At 51.7% G+C, this 14,365-nt stretch carries 21 protein-coding genes; 15 read left to right on the top strand and 6 right to left on the bottom strand.

Going from position 1 to position 14,365, the window contains the following annotated elements; genetic code table 11:
* Window positions 1-76 precede the first annotated feature (76 nt).
* The 9 genes from HV318_RS13450 to HV318_RS13490 all read left to right on the top strand — a co-directional run bounded on the left by HV318_RS13450 (window position 77) and on the right by HV318_RS13490 (window position 4,588).
* Complete coding sequence (locus HV318_RS13450) at window positions 77-487, top strand: hypothetical protein (protein ID WP_043082399.1); 411 nt, start codon at window positions 77-79, stop codon at window positions 485-487.
* Window positions 488-564: 77 nt separating this feature from the next.
* Window positions 565-801: a DUF905 domain-containing protein gene (locus tag HV318_RS13455; protein WP_108168488.1), complete on the top strand. Its 237-nt coding sequence runs from the start codon at window positions 565-567 to the stop codon at window positions 799-801.
* 80 nt (window positions 802-881) lie between these two features.
* Window positions 882-1,340: an antirestriction protein gene (locus tag HV318_RS13460; RefSeq protein WP_108168487.1), complete on the top strand. Its 459-nt coding sequence runs from the start codon at window positions 882-884 to the stop codon at window positions 1,338-1,340.
* A 15-nt stretch (window positions 1,341-1,355) separates the two neighbouring features.
* Window positions 1,356-1,832: a JAB domain-containing protein gene (locus HV318_RS13465; protein WP_108168486.1), complete on the top strand. Its 477-nt coding sequence runs from the start codon at window positions 1,356-1,358 to the stop codon at window positions 1,830-1,832.
* A 9-nt stretch (window positions 1,833-1,841) separates the two neighbouring features.
* Window positions 1,842-2,063, top strand: coding sequence for a DUF987 domain-containing protein (locus HV318_RS13470; RefSeq protein WP_108168485.1), 222 nt, complete (start codon window positions 1,842-1,844; stop codon window positions 2,061-2,063).
* Between the two features lie 18 nt (window positions 2,064-2,081).
* On the top strand, window positions 2,082-2,402 hold the full coding sequence (locus HV318_RS13475) for a type IV toxin-antitoxin system YeeU family antitoxin (RefSeq protein WP_108168484.1): 321 nt from the start codon (window positions 2,082-2,084) through the stop codon (window positions 2,400-2,402).
* A 20-nt stretch (window positions 2,403-2,422) separates the two neighbouring features.
* Window positions 2,423-2,764 carry a TA system toxin CbtA family protein gene (locus HV318_RS13480; protein WP_108168483.1) on the top strand — a complete coding sequence of 114 codons (342 nt, stop codon included), beginning with the start codon at window positions 2,423-2,425 and terminating at the stop codon, window positions 2,762-2,764.
* Between the two features lie 113 nt (window positions 2,765-2,877).
* Window positions 2,878-3,711, top strand: a complete 834-nt coding sequence (locus HV318_RS13485) for a DUF4942 domain-containing protein (protein WP_099530882.1) — start codon at window positions 2,878-2,880, stop codon at window positions 3,709-3,711.
* 439 nt (window positions 3,712-4,150) lie between these two features.
* The gene (locus tag HV318_RS13490; protein WP_182273137.1) at window positions 4,151-4,588 is read left to right on the top strand and encodes a hypothetical protein; all 438 of its coding nucleotides are present in this window, start codon (window positions 4,151-4,153) and stop codon (window positions 4,586-4,588) included.
* 15 nt (window positions 4,589-4,603) lie between these two features.
* Here HV318_RS13490 and HV318_RS13495 read toward each other — a convergent pair whose 3' ends face one another.
* Window positions 4,604-5,635, bottom strand: a complete 1,032-nt coding sequence (locus tag HV318_RS13495; protein WP_001395480.1) for an IS630-like element ISEc33 family transposase — start codon at window positions 5,633-5,635, stop codon at window positions 4,604-4,606.
* A gap of 75 nt (window positions 5,636-5,710) precedes the next feature.
* Between HV318_RS13495 and HV318_RS13500 the strand changes: the two genes are divergently transcribed.
* A complete protein-coding gene (locus HV318_RS13500) occupies window positions 5,711-6,598 on the top strand; it encodes a hypothetical protein (RefSeq protein WP_182273138.1) in 888 nt (295 codons plus the stop codon).
* Between the two features lie 37 nt (window positions 6,599-6,635).
* On the opposite strand, the gene HV318_RS13505 is transcribed toward HV318_RS13500, so the two are convergent.
* The gene (locus tag HV318_RS13505) at window positions 6,636-6,809 is read right to left on the bottom strand and encodes a YlcI/YnfO family protein (RefSeq protein ID WP_182273139.1); all 174 of its coding nucleotides are present in this window, start codon (window positions 6,807-6,809) and stop codon (window positions 6,636-6,638) included.
* 128 nt (window positions 6,810-6,937) lie between these two features.
* On the opposite strand from HV318_RS13505, the gene HV318_RS13510 reads away from it, so the two are divergent.
* Together HV318_RS13510 and HV318_RS13515 are read left to right on the top strand one after the other, a co-directional pair.
* Window positions 6,938-7,279: a SymE family type I addiction module toxin gene (locus HV318_RS13510; RefSeq protein WP_182273140.1), complete on the top strand. Its 342-nt coding sequence runs from the start codon at window positions 6,938-6,940 to the stop codon at window positions 7,277-7,279.
* Between the two features lie 58 nt (window positions 7,280-7,337).
* A complete protein-coding gene (locus HV318_RS13515) occupies window positions 7,338-8,366 on the top strand; it encodes a virulence RhuM family protein (protein ID WP_182273141.1) in 1,029 nt (342 codons plus the stop codon).
* Here the strand turns inward: HV318_RS13515 and HV318_RS13520 are convergent.
* Window positions 8,356-8,811 carry a GNAT family N-acetyltransferase gene (locus tag HV318_RS13520; RefSeq protein ID WP_182273142.1) on the bottom strand — a complete coding sequence of 152 codons (456 nt, stop codon included), beginning with the start codon at window positions 8,809-8,811 and terminating at the stop codon, window positions 8,356-8,358. The genes HV318_RS13515 and HV318_RS13520 overlap by 11 nt on opposite strands.
* Before the next feature lie 170 nt (window positions 8,812-8,981).
* On the opposite strand from HV318_RS13520, the gene HV318_RS13525 reads away from it, so the two are divergent.
* Window positions 8,982-10,124: an IS481 family transposase gene (locus tag HV318_RS13525; RefSeq protein WP_419195714.1), complete on the top strand. Its 1,143-nt coding sequence runs from the start codon at window positions 8,982-8,984 to the stop codon at window positions 10,122-10,124.
* A 93-nt stretch (window positions 10,125-10,217) separates the two neighbouring features.
* Here the strand turns inward: HV318_RS13525 and HV318_RS13530 are convergent, their stop codons facing one another.
* Complete coding sequence (locus HV318_RS13530; protein ID WP_182273143.1) at window positions 10,218-11,216, bottom strand: class I SAM-dependent methyltransferase; 999 nt, start codon at window positions 11,214-11,216, stop codon at window positions 10,218-10,220.
* Window positions 11,217-11,377: 161 nt separating this feature from the next.
* On the opposite strand from HV318_RS13530, the gene HV318_RS13535 reads away from it, so the two are divergent.
* Window positions 11,378-12,337: a YbgA family protein gene (locus tag HV318_RS13535; RefSeq protein WP_182273144.1), complete on the top strand. Its 960-nt coding sequence runs from the start codon at window positions 11,378-11,380 to the stop codon at window positions 12,335-12,337.
* Window positions 12,338-12,392: 55 nt separating this feature from the next.
* On the opposite strand, the gene HV318_RS13540 is transcribed toward HV318_RS13535, so the two are convergent.
* Complete coding sequence (locus HV318_RS13540; protein WP_182273145.1) at window positions 12,393-12,920, bottom strand: NAD(P)H-dependent oxidoreductase; 528 nt, start codon at window positions 12,918-12,920, stop codon at window positions 12,393-12,395.
* 11 nt (window positions 12,921-12,931) lie between these two features.
* Window positions 12,932-13,246, bottom strand: a complete 315-nt coding sequence (locus HV318_RS13545; RefSeq protein WP_182273146.1) for a DUF1330 domain-containing protein — start codon at window positions 13,244-13,246, stop codon at window positions 12,932-12,934.
* A 115-nt stretch (window positions 13,247-13,361) separates the two neighbouring features.
* On the opposite strand from HV318_RS13545, the gene HV318_RS13550 reads away from it, so the two are divergent.
* Window positions 13,362-14,345 (top strand): LysR family transcriptional regulator, encoded by a 984-nt coding sequence (locus HV318_RS13550; protein ID WP_182273147.1) that lies wholly within the window; start codon window positions 13,362-13,364, stop codon window positions 14,343-14,345.
* Window positions 14,346-14,365: the final 20 nt, after the last annotated feature.

The raw sequence follows: 14,365 nt of genomic DNA on the forward strand, positions 1-14,365 counted from the left end.
TACAGATGTTTTAAACCACGCCAGATGGTTTACATGCATATCTGGCGCAATCCAGTTCCCATTTATTAGGAAGATCATGCTAAAAATAATAATCGCTGTTATCCCTGCTTTCATTCTCTCACTTACTGCCTTCAGTGCCAGTGCCGCGCAGCTTCCGGAAAGTCTGATGGACAAAGACAACCCCGGCCAGGAATACTGGTGCCAGGGGAACGACATCAACACTACCATCTGCTCGTTGACCGATGTCAGCGATGACCGTAAGTTTGCCCTGATTCAGGACCTGCCTGGTCCAGCCTGTGAAGATTTAAGCTTCGGGGTTATTGACCTGGTATTTAACACTGGACTTAACATCTCTTATGACGGTGGTGACTGCAAGGGAGATGTAAAGGCCGGATTTGTGCGTGGCACAAAAGATAATGCCCTGTATGTGAAGATTGTCCGGGGCAGCAAAACTTTGCGCCTGTATAAGGTACAGACGGGGTTCTGACTGAATCCGCATAACAACACTCTCTCAAAACCCCTGACGCATCTGCGTCAGGGGTTTTTGCTTTTAAGGTGCACCGAATGCCTGAATCTCAATTACTGCCGTCGGACCCTTTCACCCGACAGCAGGCCGACGCTATTACCAGCCGGTATCAAAACGTCGCTATAGAAGATGACCAGTGCAGTCACTTTCGCCTGGTAGTTTGTGACTCCGAAGGTCGAATGGTCTGGCGGGCATGGAGCTTTGAAACGGATGCCGGTGAAGGACTTAACCGCTATATCCGCAAGTCAGGCATCCTCAGAGCATCCTCCTGCTGACTACACCCATTCATCATCCCTGTATGTCCTTCCCATACGCCAGCCATCGTCGCTGGCGTTTTTATTCACGGAGAATATCCATGACGACACAAACGCAATGCGAATTGATGTCCGCTAATGAACCTCAATTTGACCTTACTGCAACACCCGTACCTGACGAACAGCGTCTCGATTTCTGGCCGCTGTACTTTGGCGCTATCCCGCAGTGGATATCGCTGGAACCCCGTATTTTCGCCTGGATGGACCGCTTCTGTGATGAGTACAGCGGTGGTATCTGGTCCTTTTACACGCTCAGCAATGGCGGCGCGTTTATGGCCCCTGATGCAGACGGTGACGATAAATGGCATCTGCTCAACGGCATGAACGGCAATGGTGCGGAAATGAGCGCAAAAGCTGCAGGTATCGCTGTCTGCCTTATTGAATACAGCCATCACGCCTGTCGTACAGAATGTGACGCTATGACCGCACACTATTATCGCCTGCGGGACTATGCCCTGCAGCATCCTGAAGCTCACGCCATTCTGCGCATCATCGACTGACCGGAGGTACAACGAATGAAACAGCTTTCCTTTTTGCCCGGCGAGATAACGCCACAGGACCGGCGTCTCATCCAGCGTGCCCTCAGGATTCTGGACCGGCATCTGCATGAGCCCGGGGTAGCCTTCACCTCCACTCATGCCGTTCGGGAATGGTTACGACTGCATATGGCCGCACTTGAGCGGGAAGAGTTCCGGGTGTTGTATCTGGACAACCAGAATCAGCTTATTGCCCATGAGACGCTCTTTAGCGGCACGATTAACCGCACCGAGGTCCATCCCCGGGAAGTAGTCAAACGTGCTCTGTATTTCAATGCGGCGGCGGTGATACTGGCGCATAACCATCCTTCCGGCGAGACGACGCCCAGCCAGGCTGATAAAGCCCTCACGCAGCGGCTGGTTCAGGTACTTCAACTGGTGGATATCCGCGTACCTGACCATCTGATTGTCGGCGGCAGGCAAATCTATTCGTTCGCAGAACACGGTCTGCTGTGAGGCATTGACATGAAAATTATCAGTAAACGCCGGGCAATGACGATATACCGCCAGCATCCTGAGTCCCGAATCTTTCGCTACTGCACCGGCAAATATCAGTGGCACGGTAGCGTCTGTCATTACACCGGTAAGGTAGTTCCTGACATTCCCGGCGTGCTGGCGGTATACGCCGAACGCCGCCAGGACCGCAACGGGCCCTATGCCTGCCTGATGAGTATTACCCTGAAATGACGATAAAGGAGAAGCCTGATGAGAAGTAACATCACATGGGGCCTGCAGCGGGATATCACGCCGTGCATGGGAGCACGTCTGGTGCAGGAGGGTAACCGGCTGCACTATCTGGCTGACCGGGCCAGTATCACCGGTAAGTTTAGTGACGACGAATGTCTTAAGCTGGATGTGGTATTTCCACATTTTATCAGCCGGATCGAGTCTATGCTGACCACTGGTGAATTGAATCCCCGTCATGCCCACTGCATCACCATTTACCACAACGGTTTCACCTGCGAAGCCGATACCCTTGGCAGTTGCGCCTACGTATATGTAGTCGTCTATTCCACTCAACGCTAACTAATTTCACGAGAGCAAACATGAAACCTCAACCTGCAACAACTTCGCGGGCGGCTGAGCTATATCTGTCGCCAGTGGCGGTGTGGCAAATGCTACTGACACGCCTGCTGGAGCAGCACTATGGCCTGACACTGAACGACACGCCATTTAGTGATGAAACCGTTATTCAGGAACACATTGATGCCGGGATCATGCTGGCCGATGCTGTGAATTTTCTGGTGGAGAAATACGAACTGGTGCGTATCGACAGGAAGGGATTTAGCTGGCAGGAACAATCGCCTTATCTTCGGGCTGTAGATATTTTACGGGCAAGACAGGCAACTGGCCTGTTGCGACAAAGCCGTAACAACGCAGTACGGTGAATATTGCGTACAACCTCCCGATTTACATTCCCGATCTTTATTCCTTATTCACTCATTGCATAATGCGCCTGCCATTCCCGGCAGGCGCGTTTGCTTTTATACGGACAAAAATAATGCAAACTGAAGCTGAAGTTTTAACCGATCATAATGAGCTAATTTGCTCGACCAGTATTGAACGTATCGTCACAGGACGTGATGCTGCGCTAAAACAAATAGAGGCGCTAATCCGCCAGCTTGATGATATTTCCCGATTGACCTCCAGCATTGGCGGTGACGTGGCAGATCACTGGGCAATGAGACAAGGGCATTCCTTTGACTGTTGGCTGGTACAACCTGTAGACAGGGCAATGCCGGTGATCGCCCACAATATCGATCGCAGCATCTGGCGCGATCTAATGTTGAAGTCCGGGATGCTGACGTTAATGGACGCAGAGGCGCGTAGTCAGTGGGCGAAGAACCTCGAAGAGGGTGATCTCCCGGCAATCAGTGAAGCCAACATCCTGAGCACCTTTGAACAACTCCACCACAATAAACAGGATGTTTTCGAACGTGGAATTATCAACGTATTTAAAGGGCTAAGCTGGGACTACAAAACCAACAATCCTTGCTGTTTTGGCAAGAAGATTATCGTCAACAATCTGGTGAAGCATGACCGATGGGGCTACAGCCTGAACTGGGGCTGGCGGCGCGATCAGTTAGCCGATCTGGAACGTATGCTGTATTTGCTGGATGGTAAAACCATCCCTGATAACCGGCACGATATCTCCATTCGGTTCATGGATTTTGTTCGCGATAATCCACATCAACAGGTCTTCGAGGATGATTTCTTTAGCATTCGTTATTTTCAGAAAGGCAGCGGACATATCACATTTAAACGCCTTGATCTGGTGGAGAGGATGAATGATATCGTGGCAAAACATTTTCCTGGAGCGCTACCTGCAAGATAACCTGAGTAGATTATGGGTTTCTGGCATAATCATTGCGGCCAAGAACTCTCAACAGGCTACTACGTAACCTGTAAGTCTAATTTACAAGTTCAGCAGGGAGAGCATCGCCAGACGCTGGCAAACTGAATATGCGAAACTTCAGTTGTTCGGTTTTACCAAACAACTCGGCGTTAAACAGAAGCCGGAGGCGAAAAGGATATTGCCACTTTACTACAGGCCAAAAAGTAGCTCTGGATGCCTCTGCTCTCCACAAGCAAAATCATTTGGGGGTGCTTATGGGGGTTACTCATTTATCCAACACAAAATATCAATTTTAAATCAATGAGTTAAGTATCAAATACGACTCCTGTGATCTCCGCCAAAAATGTTTCTAATTTATCTATTCCATTTCTTCATTACTTCTGTTGCTAATCACATTTGCCAATCTACAGGATTAAAAATGAATGATATAATAAATAATATACGTAATGAGCTTGAAATAACCTTACAAGAACTTGACTCAAAAATACCCAGCACACAAGCTCTAAATATTGCTCATAATAATTGGAGTTTTCCAGGTGTTTCTAAACAAGAACTCATAAATCAAACTCAAGAACTCATTGACATTATTGATGCAAACAAAGAATGTGAGATAGATGAGAGTTATACAGAATTACTTACAGACTATTTACCAAGACTTCAAAAATTAAATGCACTTACTATACCAAATATTTGGAGCAATGGAAATCAAGCCATCCCTGCGTTCCAGATTACGATTAACTACCTTTCTAAATCACTTACAACTGCATTAAATAAAAACCATAGCGCAGCTATGCGAGACTTATTAAAAAAGGTCAGAACATTAGAAGCAAGAATAAAAGACCTTGAACCTAAATAGCTGCGCCTAATACCGCTACACTTTTGCCTGACCATGTTTTCCTCCGGGGAATGGGCTGGCGGTTTCCATAAAATGGCGGACCTTTTTCAGTAACTGCCACATTGAGCGGCACTGATGATTACGGGTTATCGTGTCATGAAGTGCCTGCCATAGCCGTTCCACATGATTCACCCACGGCGAGTAAACCGGCTGGTAAATTACCCTGAACTTGGGATTTGCTTTCAACCAGCGCTGTGTTTCGCGGCTTTTATGGATAATGTAGTTATCAACGATCAGCGTGATTGTTTTCGCCCGCCGGTAAGTGGCTTTCAGGTGCTTTAGCAGAGCGATAAACAGCGCTGAACTTTTGCTGTTGCCGCCCACGTAGCTGACTTTACCCGTGCCACTGTGCAGTGCGCCGGCCAGATAGTATTTTTCGTTCTGCCCCGGCGTCACTACCCGTTTCTGCTGTCCGCGCAACTGCCAGTCCGCACCGATTTTAGGATTAAGGTGGATATCCACTTCATCTTCATAAAATACCGGATGCTCTGCGCTGCATTCATCCAGCGCTTTGTGGATTACCGCCATCTTTTCATCTTTATGTGGGTCACGGATACGCAGAGTTGGCGCGGCCCTGCGCCATACAAGCCCCGCAGATGGCAACCAGCGGCGAACGGTTCCTGCATGTAACTGGCAACCGGTTATCTCATTGATTTTTATTGCCAGTAATTCGGTGCTCCAGCGTGAACGTTGATAACCAAAATCGCCGGGAGAATGCTTTATCAGCTCACGTAACAGGGTGCAGATATGTTCAAAAGGCCAGCGTCGGGAGCGCCCTGCGGGTAAGGATTTCAGGCCTTCAATACCTGAGTGCGTAAACCAGTTAATCCAGCGACCAACGGATGAACGGGCACAACAGAGAGTTCTGGCAACATCGCTGACCCGTTCACCCCGATGAAGCATTAGCATGGCCGTGAGTCTGCGGGCATGATTTTTATCACGCGTTTTATGAATAGCTTTCTGCATCAGGCGTCGTTCGCCACGGGGTATTGGTACTATGATCGGCATCGCTCAGTCCGGTTGGTGATTTTGGTTGGTTTGGCGATTGATCAGATCGCACAATCCGGGCTGAGTTCCCTTTCAGTGATCTACTATTCCGCGCAGCTATTTAGAACGAATAGTTTAAAAACAATGGTTTCGCGTATAGAAGAAGCCTATAATGCTGCCGATCAACTTCCAACAGATTTAGAATCTCTTAGCGAAGCTCGTAACAAAATTAAAGAAATCCTTCAAAATGCCACAACTGAGCATGCACAAATCAATATATTGCTAGAGAAAAGTGCTAATATTGAGAATGACTTAGGAACAAAGAAAAATACAGCAGAAAGCATCCTAGAACGTTGCGAATCAGCTTATTCTGCAGCAACTACTGTCGGTTTAGCAGCTGCCTTCATTGAGCGTTCTAAATCGCTCTCTAAATCAATGTGGGTATGGGTTATTGGGCTCATAATTTCCTTGGGTACTGGGAGTTATTTTGGTGCTAATCGCCTACATGAGTTATTACAGGCAACATCATCCCCAGCCCCATCTATCACACTAATAACTACAAATCTTATTTTATCAGTACTATCTATAGGGGCACCAGTGTGGTTCTCTTGGTTAGCAACTAAACAAATTGGACATAGATTTAAATTATCTGAAGACTATGCTTTCAAAGCCTCAGTATCCAGAGCCTATGAAGGTTATCGAAGCGAAGCTTCAAGAATCGATAAAAAACTAGAAGTGAAATTGCTTGAATCTGCTTTAAATAGAATTGATGAATTACCTCTTCGCCTCGTAGAGGCAGAAAATCATGGAAGTCCATTTCATGAACTTCTTTCATCTGAAACTGTAAAAGAAGCATTAAAAACAGTCCCTGGGTTTGTTGAAAAGATAAAAAACACCGCAACAGAATCTATTACAACATTTGCAAATATGAAAAATACACAAACAGCAAACAACGGAAACTTAGCTGATAAAGAGAGTGCGTAATTGTAATGGCCTAATATATTATTAGGCCATTAATTATCTAATCTTTATTATTCGATTTAGCTAAGTATAACTTACATGCATCTTTTACCCAGCGACTAAAATTCCCTTTCCCCGCCGCCTTCTCAATCTGCTCCAAAAGCTCATCCTCGAACCGAATGTTCTTCATCGTGCTTTTAGTGCGGTCAAAATTTGGTTTCTTTTTCTCTTGCATGGTAGGTACCACTTCAGTTAATTTATCTGCATGTGGTACCTACCACATGGATTATGAATTCTAACAACGCCCAGCAGTGTTGGAGCACTAAAGGGCGTCTAACCTCACCAACTATCAAGGAGTTGATTATGGCTGATTCGCATTCTACCCCAGACACCGACCAATCCGGAACCGAGCGTTCGTTAATTGTGGGATACCGCCCGAATGTTTTCGACAAATCCACGCCCAATATTATTCTTTCCGGCAAGTGGTTACGCGCGGCGGGGTTTGATACCGGACATCAGGTGACGGTGAAGGTGATGAAAGGGTGCATCGTTCTGGTGGCGTATAGCGAGAATGAGCAGAGGTTGCTGGACGAATACAAACGGACGAAGGCAAAGCTCATTCAGATAGAAGAAGCGCTTGCAGCGATTCAAACTCAACTTCCTGGAAAGCTCCTCGCAAAATCAGTAACAACTCCCCGGGCTTAGCGGCTATTTCTGGCATACTACGAACGTAAAGACATACACCTTAAAACGCGGAGGCAGCATGACATATGAAGAATTAATAAATTCGCCAGCAGGTGAATTTGTCATGTTTGCCAGCGGGGATGGAAAAGTACGTATCGAATGCCGATTTGAAAGCGATACTTTGTGGCTTTCACAGGCCATGATCTGCGACTTATACGGCAAGGCCAAAGCAACGATCAGCGGGCATATCAAGAATATCTTTGATGAGGGAGAACTGGTCGAAAATTCAGTTGTTCGGTTTTACCGAACAACTGCCAGCGATGGTAAAACCTACAATGTTCAATACCTTAGCCTGCCCGTCATTCTCGCCATCGGCTACCGTGTCCGCTCCACGCGAGGCACACAGTTCCGCCAGTGGGCCACCCAGACGCTGCAGGAATACCTGGTAAAAGGCTTCGTCATGGACGATGAGCGGCTGAGGAATCCGCCCGTTGGTTCCTCCGCCGTACCCGATTATTTCGATGACATGCTGGAACGCATTCGCGACATTCGGGCCAGCAAACGCCGGGTTTATCTACGGGTCAGGGAGATTTTTGCATTAGCGGCTGACTATCAGCCCTCGCTTAAAGAAACCACGCAATTCTTCCAGACCATCCAGAATAAACTGCATTTTGCCTGCACAGGCCACACCGCTGCGGAGTTGATTCACCAACGCGCAGACGCCAGTCAACCGCATATGGGGCTGACCCACTATAAAGGCGAAGAAGTCCGTAAAAGCGATGTCACCACCGCCAAAAATTATCTGTCCCAGGATGAAGTGAACGAGCTTAATCGCGTCGTTAATATGTGGCTGGATTTTGCCGAAGATCAGGCCAGACGTCGCCAGCAGGTATTTTTACGAGACTGGCAAACCAGACTCGATCAGTTCCTGCAATTTAACGACCGGGACGTTTTAGACGGGGCAGGTAAAATCAGCAAGAAAGCGGCTGATGAAAAGGCGTGTTCGGAATACAGTCAGTTTGAAAAAAAACAGCGCCTGCTTAAAGAAGCCGAAGGAGAAAAAGATATCGTCGGCTTATTAAAATGGGATAAGCAGGCTAAGCGCTAACCTCGGTATTTCCACTCAACCGCATATGCAGCAACGGAAACGGATTACCCTGCCCGTCCAGCGCCGATCGTCCAACCTGCTCAAACCCCATATGACGATAAAACGCCACGCCCTGCGGGTTTTGCTCGTTCACATCCACTTCATTCGCACTGAACTCTGCGATGGCGTATTTCAGCAGTAATTTGCCGACGCCCTTACCCCGGCTTACGTCGTCGACAAACAGCATTTCAATGCGGTTTTCATCAACGCCCAAAAAGCCATGAATAACGCCGGTTTCATCGCGGGCAATGGCGACGTTGAGGTTTGGCAGATACACGTTGAGCAATAACGGACGCAGTGCCGCAATATCGCTTTCCTGTAAAAAGTGGTGCGTGGCACGAACGGAAGATCCCCAGATTGCGACCAGACGTTCGAAGTGTGAGGGAAGTGCGGTTTCTATTTTCATGAGGGGGATCATGTGCGGATAACCACGTTAATTCAAGTCTATCCCGGTTATCTGTTCCCCCTCACCCCAGCCCTCTCCCTCTGTACAGTCCGGGGACATAGTGAACACTTGTTCGGGGACATGGTAGACACTTACAACTAAGGCATAAGAACCCGTTTATGGAGTCACTTATGCCCTGGGATGCGAGAGATACCATGTCATTACGTACCGAGTTTGTTTTGTTCGCCTCGCAGGACGGGGCGAACATCCGTTCCCTGTGCCGTCACTACGGCATTTCGCCTGCCACTGGCTATAAGTGGCTTCAGCGCTGGGCTCAGGAAGGCGCATCCGGCCTTCTGGACCGGCCCCGTATACCTCATCATTCCCCGAACCGCTCATCTGATGACATCACAGCTCTTCTGCGCATGGCACATGACCGTCATGAACGCTGGGGCGCACGCAAGATTAAGCGCTGGCTGGAAGACCTGGGGCACTGCATGCCCGCTTTCAGCACCGTCCATAACCTGATGGCCCGCCACGGTCTGCTGCCGGGCGTTTCACCGGGCATTCCGGCCTCAGGGCGGTTCGAACATGATGCGCCCAATCGCCTCTGGCAGATGGATTTTAAGGGACACTTTCCCTTTGGTGGTGGCCGCTGTCATCCGCTCACCCTGCTGGATGACCACTCCCGCTTTTCCCTGTGCCTGGCACACTGCACCGATGAACGGCGTGAGACCGTACAGCAGCAGCTGGTCAGCGTGTTTGAACGCTACGGTCTGCCGGACAGGATGACGATGGATAACGGAGCGCCGTGGGGCGACACCACCGGCATCTGGACGGCACTGGAGCTGTGGCTGATGCGCCTGGGTATCCGGGTGGGGCACTCCCGGCCATATCATCCGCAGACACAGGGCAAGCTGGAGCGTTTTCACCGCAGCCTGAAGGCGGAAGTGTTGCAGGGGAAGTGGTTCGCGGACAGCGGTGAACTGCAGCGTGCATTTGAACACTGGCGCACCGTCTATAACCTTGAACGACCGCACGAGGCGCTGGGTATGAACGTTCCGGCCTCCCGGTATCAGCCGTCCGCACGACAGTACAACGGCAACACAATCCCACCGGAATACGATGAGGGGGTGATGGTCAGGAAAGTCGATATCAGCGGGAAGCTGAGCGTGAAAGGAGTCAGTCTGAGCGCAGGCAAGGCGTTCAGGGGGGAACGGGTAGGGCTGAGGGAAACACAGGAAGACGGCTGTTATGACGTGTGGTGGTACAGCACGAAAGTGGGGGTGATCGACCTGAAGAAAAAGTCGATCACCATAGGTAAAGGATGTTAAAAAGTGTTCACCATGTCCCCGGACCGTACACCCTCAAGGGAGAGGAGGTATTCTGTGCCAACCTGCACCTCAAGGGAGAGGGAACCGATCGCGCTAAGCTTTAATCTCCATCACCGCATACACCCCATCCTTCGGCACTACCACGGTCACATTCTCCACCGGCACACCCGCCGCAATGTGGATGTCCTGCAGCTGTTGCAGCGTACGCGGGAAGATAGGCTCCCAGCCAATACAGCGCAGGGTAAAGTCAATCTGCGGGCTGCTGGTCAGCATATTCGACACTATCACCCCCCCACCGGGCTTCACCAGCCGTAGCACACGCTGCAAAAATATCGCCGCATCGGCATCGTTGAAGTATTCAAAAATCCCCAGCGCGTCCACCAGCTCAGCCTGGTGCTCGCCCAGCTCCAGCAGTAAATCTTCGTTGCGCACCAGCGTATTCACCAGGTTGCGCCTGAGCAACGTCAGCTGTTCGCCCACGATGAGTCCTTCCTGCGCGGCCAGAGTTTCTGCCCAGCTCAGGGCGACCGGGTCTTTATCCACCAGCGTCAGGTACACCTGCTGGCCGTCGAGTTTTGCATTGCGCAACGCTTCCAGCACCGGGATAGCCGCGCCGCTTGCCAGGCTCACCCAGTTGTTCTCACCCTCGTTGTGGATATATTTTTCCACTAACGCGCCCAGCACCCGTGCGCGGGAACGCACGCCAATGGCGTCGTTCGCATGGATAAACCACTGGCGGCTGTCGCTGTCCATTTTCGTCCCTTCCGGGAGGCGGCCTTCCAGTGGGTTTTGCACCACAAACAGCGCCAGCGCAGAGGGAACCAGCCGCGTGCGCCACGCGGTAAGGGCAGGACGGTTGCGATACGCCTGCTCGGAATAACGGTTCTGAGGGATAAGCACCGCCTGTCCCCCCTCTTCGTATTCAATAAGTGGAGGCTGGAGCGCCGGATCGGCTTTCAGCGCCTGGTCGAGCGTGTTGATCTCCCGGGCTGTCTCATCTTTCATTGGCCACTGATCGCTGACATCCGGAAATGAGGCGCTGTAAATCGCCATGTTTTCCGGTGCGTTGCCACGAAAAGGCTGCCAGTTCATTTCACTATCCCCCCGTTGAGCTTTTAACGGAAGTCTATCCAGGCTGGCCAGTAATACCCTACGAAGAAAGCACGATCTTCACTACAGCGCGCGGAGACCCGGGCATGGACAAATCAATCATGCTGTGTAAGTTTTAACTATATGCTCCGGAGGTACACACCATGACAACAAAACCTGTGCTGGGAATTAGCGGATGTCTGACCGGCTCCGCCGTTCGCTTCGACGGCGGACATAAGCGTATGGGCTTCGTCATGGACGAACTGGCGCAGTGGGTCAGTTTCAAACCCGTTTGCCCTGAAATGGCAATCGGTCTGCCGACACCTCGTCCGGCACTGCGTCTGATTCAGACCGTCAGCGGCGAAACCCGGATGCGTTTTAGCCATGCCCCTCACGATGACGTCACGCAAAAAATGGTCGACTTTGCCGCTGGTTATTTGCCAAAAATCGGCGATCTCGCCGGTTTTATCGTCTGTGCGAAATCCCCCAGCTGTGGCATGGAGCGCGTGCGGTTGTACGATGAAAACGGCAACCGGGGCCGCAAAGAGGGCGTGGGGCTGTTCACTGCCGCGCTTCTTGAAACCTGGCCGTGGCTACCCGTAGAGGAAGATGGTCGCCTGCACGACCCCATACTGCGGGAAAACTTTGTTGAGCGCATTTTCGCGCTTCACGCACTGAACACACTGCGCGCCAACGGCCTGACGCGCCACGCGTTGCTGGACTTCCATAGCCGTTACAAACTGCAGTTGCTGGCACACCATCAGGCAGGCTACCGCGAGATTGGCCCGTTCGTCGCCTCACTGCACCAGTGGGACGATCTGGACGCGTTCTTCGTGGTGTACCGCGAAAAGCTGATGGCGATCCTGAAGAAACCCGCGTCACGGAAGAACCACACCAATGTGCTGATGCATATTCAGGGTTATTTCCGCAACCAGCTGAACAACCGCCAGCGCGGAGAGCTACGGGATGTGATCCTGCATTACCGCAACGGGCTGCTGCCCATCCTCGCACCGCTCACGCTGCTGAAGCATTATCTGGCCGAATATCCTGACCCGTATCTGATGACGCAAAACTACTTTGATCCCTATCCCGATGATTTGGCCCTGCGTCTGGCTGTAACCTGAGGGTCACCACAGAGTCCCAAAGCAGCGCCCTGTTGAGGCCTCATGGTCGTCTTTTTTACGCCACGTGCAACGCCTGAGCCAGCGCTTGCTGGAACTCTGGCACCTTATCCCGGTTCGCCGCCGCCACTTCGTAAAACGCCAGGGGTGGCAGCCAGTTCATGCCCACATACAGCGCGCTGGCCTTCATTGGGCTGAGCACCTCATCCATTGAGCTTTGGATCAGCCCTTCACGGGAGTAGGTAAACGGGCTCGCGCCAGCGGACGTCACCACCATGAGATCTTTGCCTTTTAGCGCATCGCCACCCGCACCAAACGCCCAGCCATACTGCCACACTTCGTTGAGATAGCCTTTCAGCATCGGGGTCAGGTTGAACCAGTGTGTCGGGTAGATAAACACCACGCGGTCGACGCCGTGGTAGGCCGCTTGTTCGGCCACCACATCAATGGCGTTTACGTCGTTGCCGTAGAGCGTTTCCAGATTACGCACGATGACGTTATCCGCTTCGCTCGCTGTCTGCTGTAACGCATTGATGATACGAGACTGTGAAGCATACGGATGGGAAACAATCGCTAAGGTTTTCATAAACCGCTCCTTTATTGTTGTTCTGGTATCACGCCTTTTACCAGCCATGCGTTGGTGCTGGCGGCGGCGTGACGGTAATGAATGATGTCCTGATACGCCGGAGAGTCGTGCCAGGCGTGCGCCTGCCCGACGCTGTCGAACTGCAGCATCACCAGCATCCCTTGCGGGCCGTTGCCCTCCACGGTGTCGCACTGGCCACCCATCACCAGCCGCTTACCACCAAAGGCTTTGTAGCTGGTTTCAACGTTTTCGCGGTAGGGCTGCATCGCTGCCGCATCGTGGATCACAACATCAAAAATGAAATATGCAGGCTCAGACGGTTTCATATGGGTTCCTCGCAGGGGGTTGATGGCGAGAGTATGTGCCCGTTTACTCGTAACGAGAATTGGGGGTATGGTTGATAGATAATCAACTCCAGGTTGTGAATGAGGGGAAAGACGGATGGAGTTATCCCAGCGAGTCAGGGCGATTGTGTCGTTCGTGGAAGCCGCCGACGCGGGCAGCTTTGCCGCAGCAGCGCGCAGCCAGGGGATCAGCCCCGCCGCGGTCAGTAAGAACATCGCCGGGCTGGAGCAGGCGCTCGGGGTCAGGCTGATGAACCGCACCACACGCACACTGAGCCTGACGGAAGAAGGACGCGTCTTTTTGCAACAGGCGCGGATTGCCATTGGTGCGCTGGATACGGCGATGGATGCTGTTGTTGCACGCAAAATGGAGACCCGCGGGCACGTTCGTATTTCCACCAGCGCCGCCTTTGGGTGCGAGCAGTTACTCCCGGTGTTGCCGGGGCTGCGGGCGCGCTACCCGGGTATTTCGGTAGAAGTGGATTTTGACGACAGGGTGACGGATCTCATTGCCGACGGCTATGACCTCGCCATTCGCGGCGGACATATTGTCGATTCGTCGCTGGTTTCGCGCCCGGTCTGCCAGCTGAAAACCGTGCTGGTTGCCTCGCCGGGCTATCTTGAGCGCTGCGGTGTACCCACAACGCCCGACGACCTTGCGCATCACCATCTGATTGCCCGACGCTTCTTAAGTGGGCGCGTTTCCCCCTGGGGGTTCAGGGAGCAGGACGGCAGCCTGACGACGCTGGAACCAGACGCAGCGGCTGTGACCCTCTCCGCACCAGAAGCTCAAACGCAGGCTGCGCTTTTAGGATTAGGGATTGCTCAGGTGGGCGTACATCATGCGCTGGTGCATTTGCAGTCCGGCGCGCTGAAAACCGTGCTGGTTGGCCAGCACGATCCGGGGAATTACGAGATGGTTATCCAGTATCCTCACCGTGCGCTGGTCGCGCCACGCGTGAAAGCTACGGTGGAATATCTACTGGAGGCCTTTCACCAGAATGCTTCCCTGCATTTCCCTGTCGACAGGCTGGCGGATTATACCGCCTCTCCCTTGCCGTCACCCGCATCAGGAAAATAGACTATGGCTCGTACGGACAC

It is taken from the genome of Enterobacter sp. RHBSTW-00901 (assembly GCF_014103115.1).
Lineage (GTDB): Bacteria > Pseudomonadota > Gammaproteobacteria > Enterobacterales > Enterobacteriaceae > Enterobacter > Enterobacter cloacae_P.

Excerpts from the sequence above, each read along its gene's own strand:
- HV318_RS13450 (WP_043082399.1), top strand. The coding sequence starts at position 77 with ATGCTAAAAATAATAATCGCTGTTATCCCTGCTTTCATTCTCTCACTT.
- HV318_RS13455 (WP_108168488.1), top strand. The coding sequence starts at position 565 with ATGCCTGAATCTCAATTACTGCCGTCGGACCCTTTCACCCGACAGCAG.
- HV318_RS13460 (WP_108168487.1), top strand. The coding sequence starts at position 882 with ATGACGACACAAACGCAATGCGAATTGATGTCCGCTAATGAACCTCAA.
- HV318_RS13465 (WP_108168486.1), top strand. The coding sequence starts at position 1,356 with ATGAAACAGCTTTCCTTTTTGCCCGGCGAGATAACGCCACAGGACCGG.
- HV318_RS13470 (WP_108168485.1), top strand. The coding sequence starts at position 1,842 with ATGAAAATTATCAGTAAACGCCGGGCAATGACGATATACCGCCAGCAT.
- HV318_RS13475 (WP_108168484.1), top strand. The coding sequence starts at position 2,082 with ATGAGAAGTAACATCACATGGGGCCTGCAGCGGGATATCACGCCGTGC.
- HV318_RS13480 (WP_108168483.1), top strand. The coding sequence starts at position 2,423 with ATGAAACCTCAACCTGCAACAACTTCGCGGGCGGCTGAGCTATATCTG.
- HV318_RS13485 (WP_099530882.1), top strand. The coding sequence starts at position 2,878 with ATGCAAACTGAAGCTGAAGTTTTAACCGATCATAATGAGCTAATTTGC.
- HV318_RS13490 (WP_182273137.1), top strand. The coding sequence starts at position 4,151 with ATGAATGATATAATAAATAATATACGTAATGAGCTTGAAATAACCTTA.
- HV318_RS13495 (WP_001395480.1), bottom strand. The coding sequence starts at position 5,635 with ATGCCGATCATAGTACCAATACCCCGTGGCGAACGACGCCTGATGCAG.
- HV318_RS13505 (WP_182273139.1), bottom strand. The coding sequence starts at position 6,809 with ATGCAAGAGAAAAAGAAACCAAATTTTGACCGCACTAAAAGCACGATG.
- HV318_RS13510 (WP_182273140.1), top strand. The coding sequence starts at position 6,938 with ATGGCTGATTCGCATTCTACCCCAGACACCGACCAATCCGGAACCGAG.
- HV318_RS13515 (WP_182273141.1), top strand. The coding sequence starts at position 7,338 with ATGACATATGAAGAATTAATAAATTCGCCAGCAGGTGAATTTGTCATG.
- HV318_RS13520 (WP_182273142.1), bottom strand. The coding sequence starts at position 8,811 with ATGAAAATAGAAACCGCACTTCCCTCACACTTCGAACGTCTGGTCGCA.
- HV318_RS13525 (WP_419195714.1), top strand. The coding sequence starts at position 8,982 with ATGCCCTGGGATGCGAGAGATACCATGTCATTACGTACCGAGTTTGTT.
- HV318_RS13530 (WP_182273143.1), bottom strand. The coding sequence starts at position 11,216 with ATGAACTGGCAGCCTTTTCGTGGCAACGCACCGGAAAACATGGCGATT.
- HV318_RS13535 (WP_182273144.1), top strand. The coding sequence starts at position 11,378 with ATGACAACAAAACCTGTGCTGGGAATTAGCGGATGTCTGACCGGCTCC.
- HV318_RS13540 (WP_182273145.1), bottom strand. The coding sequence starts at position 12,920 with ATGAAAACCTTAGCGATTGTTTCCCATCCGTATGCTTCACAGTCTCGT.
- HV318_RS13545 (WP_182273146.1), bottom strand. The coding sequence starts at position 13,246 with ATGAAACCGTCTGAGCCTGCATATTTCATTTTTGATGTTGTGATCCAC.
- HV318_RS13550 (WP_182273147.1), top strand. The coding sequence starts at position 13,362 with ATGGAGTTATCCCAGCGAGTCAGGGCGATTGTGTCGTTCGTGGAAGCC.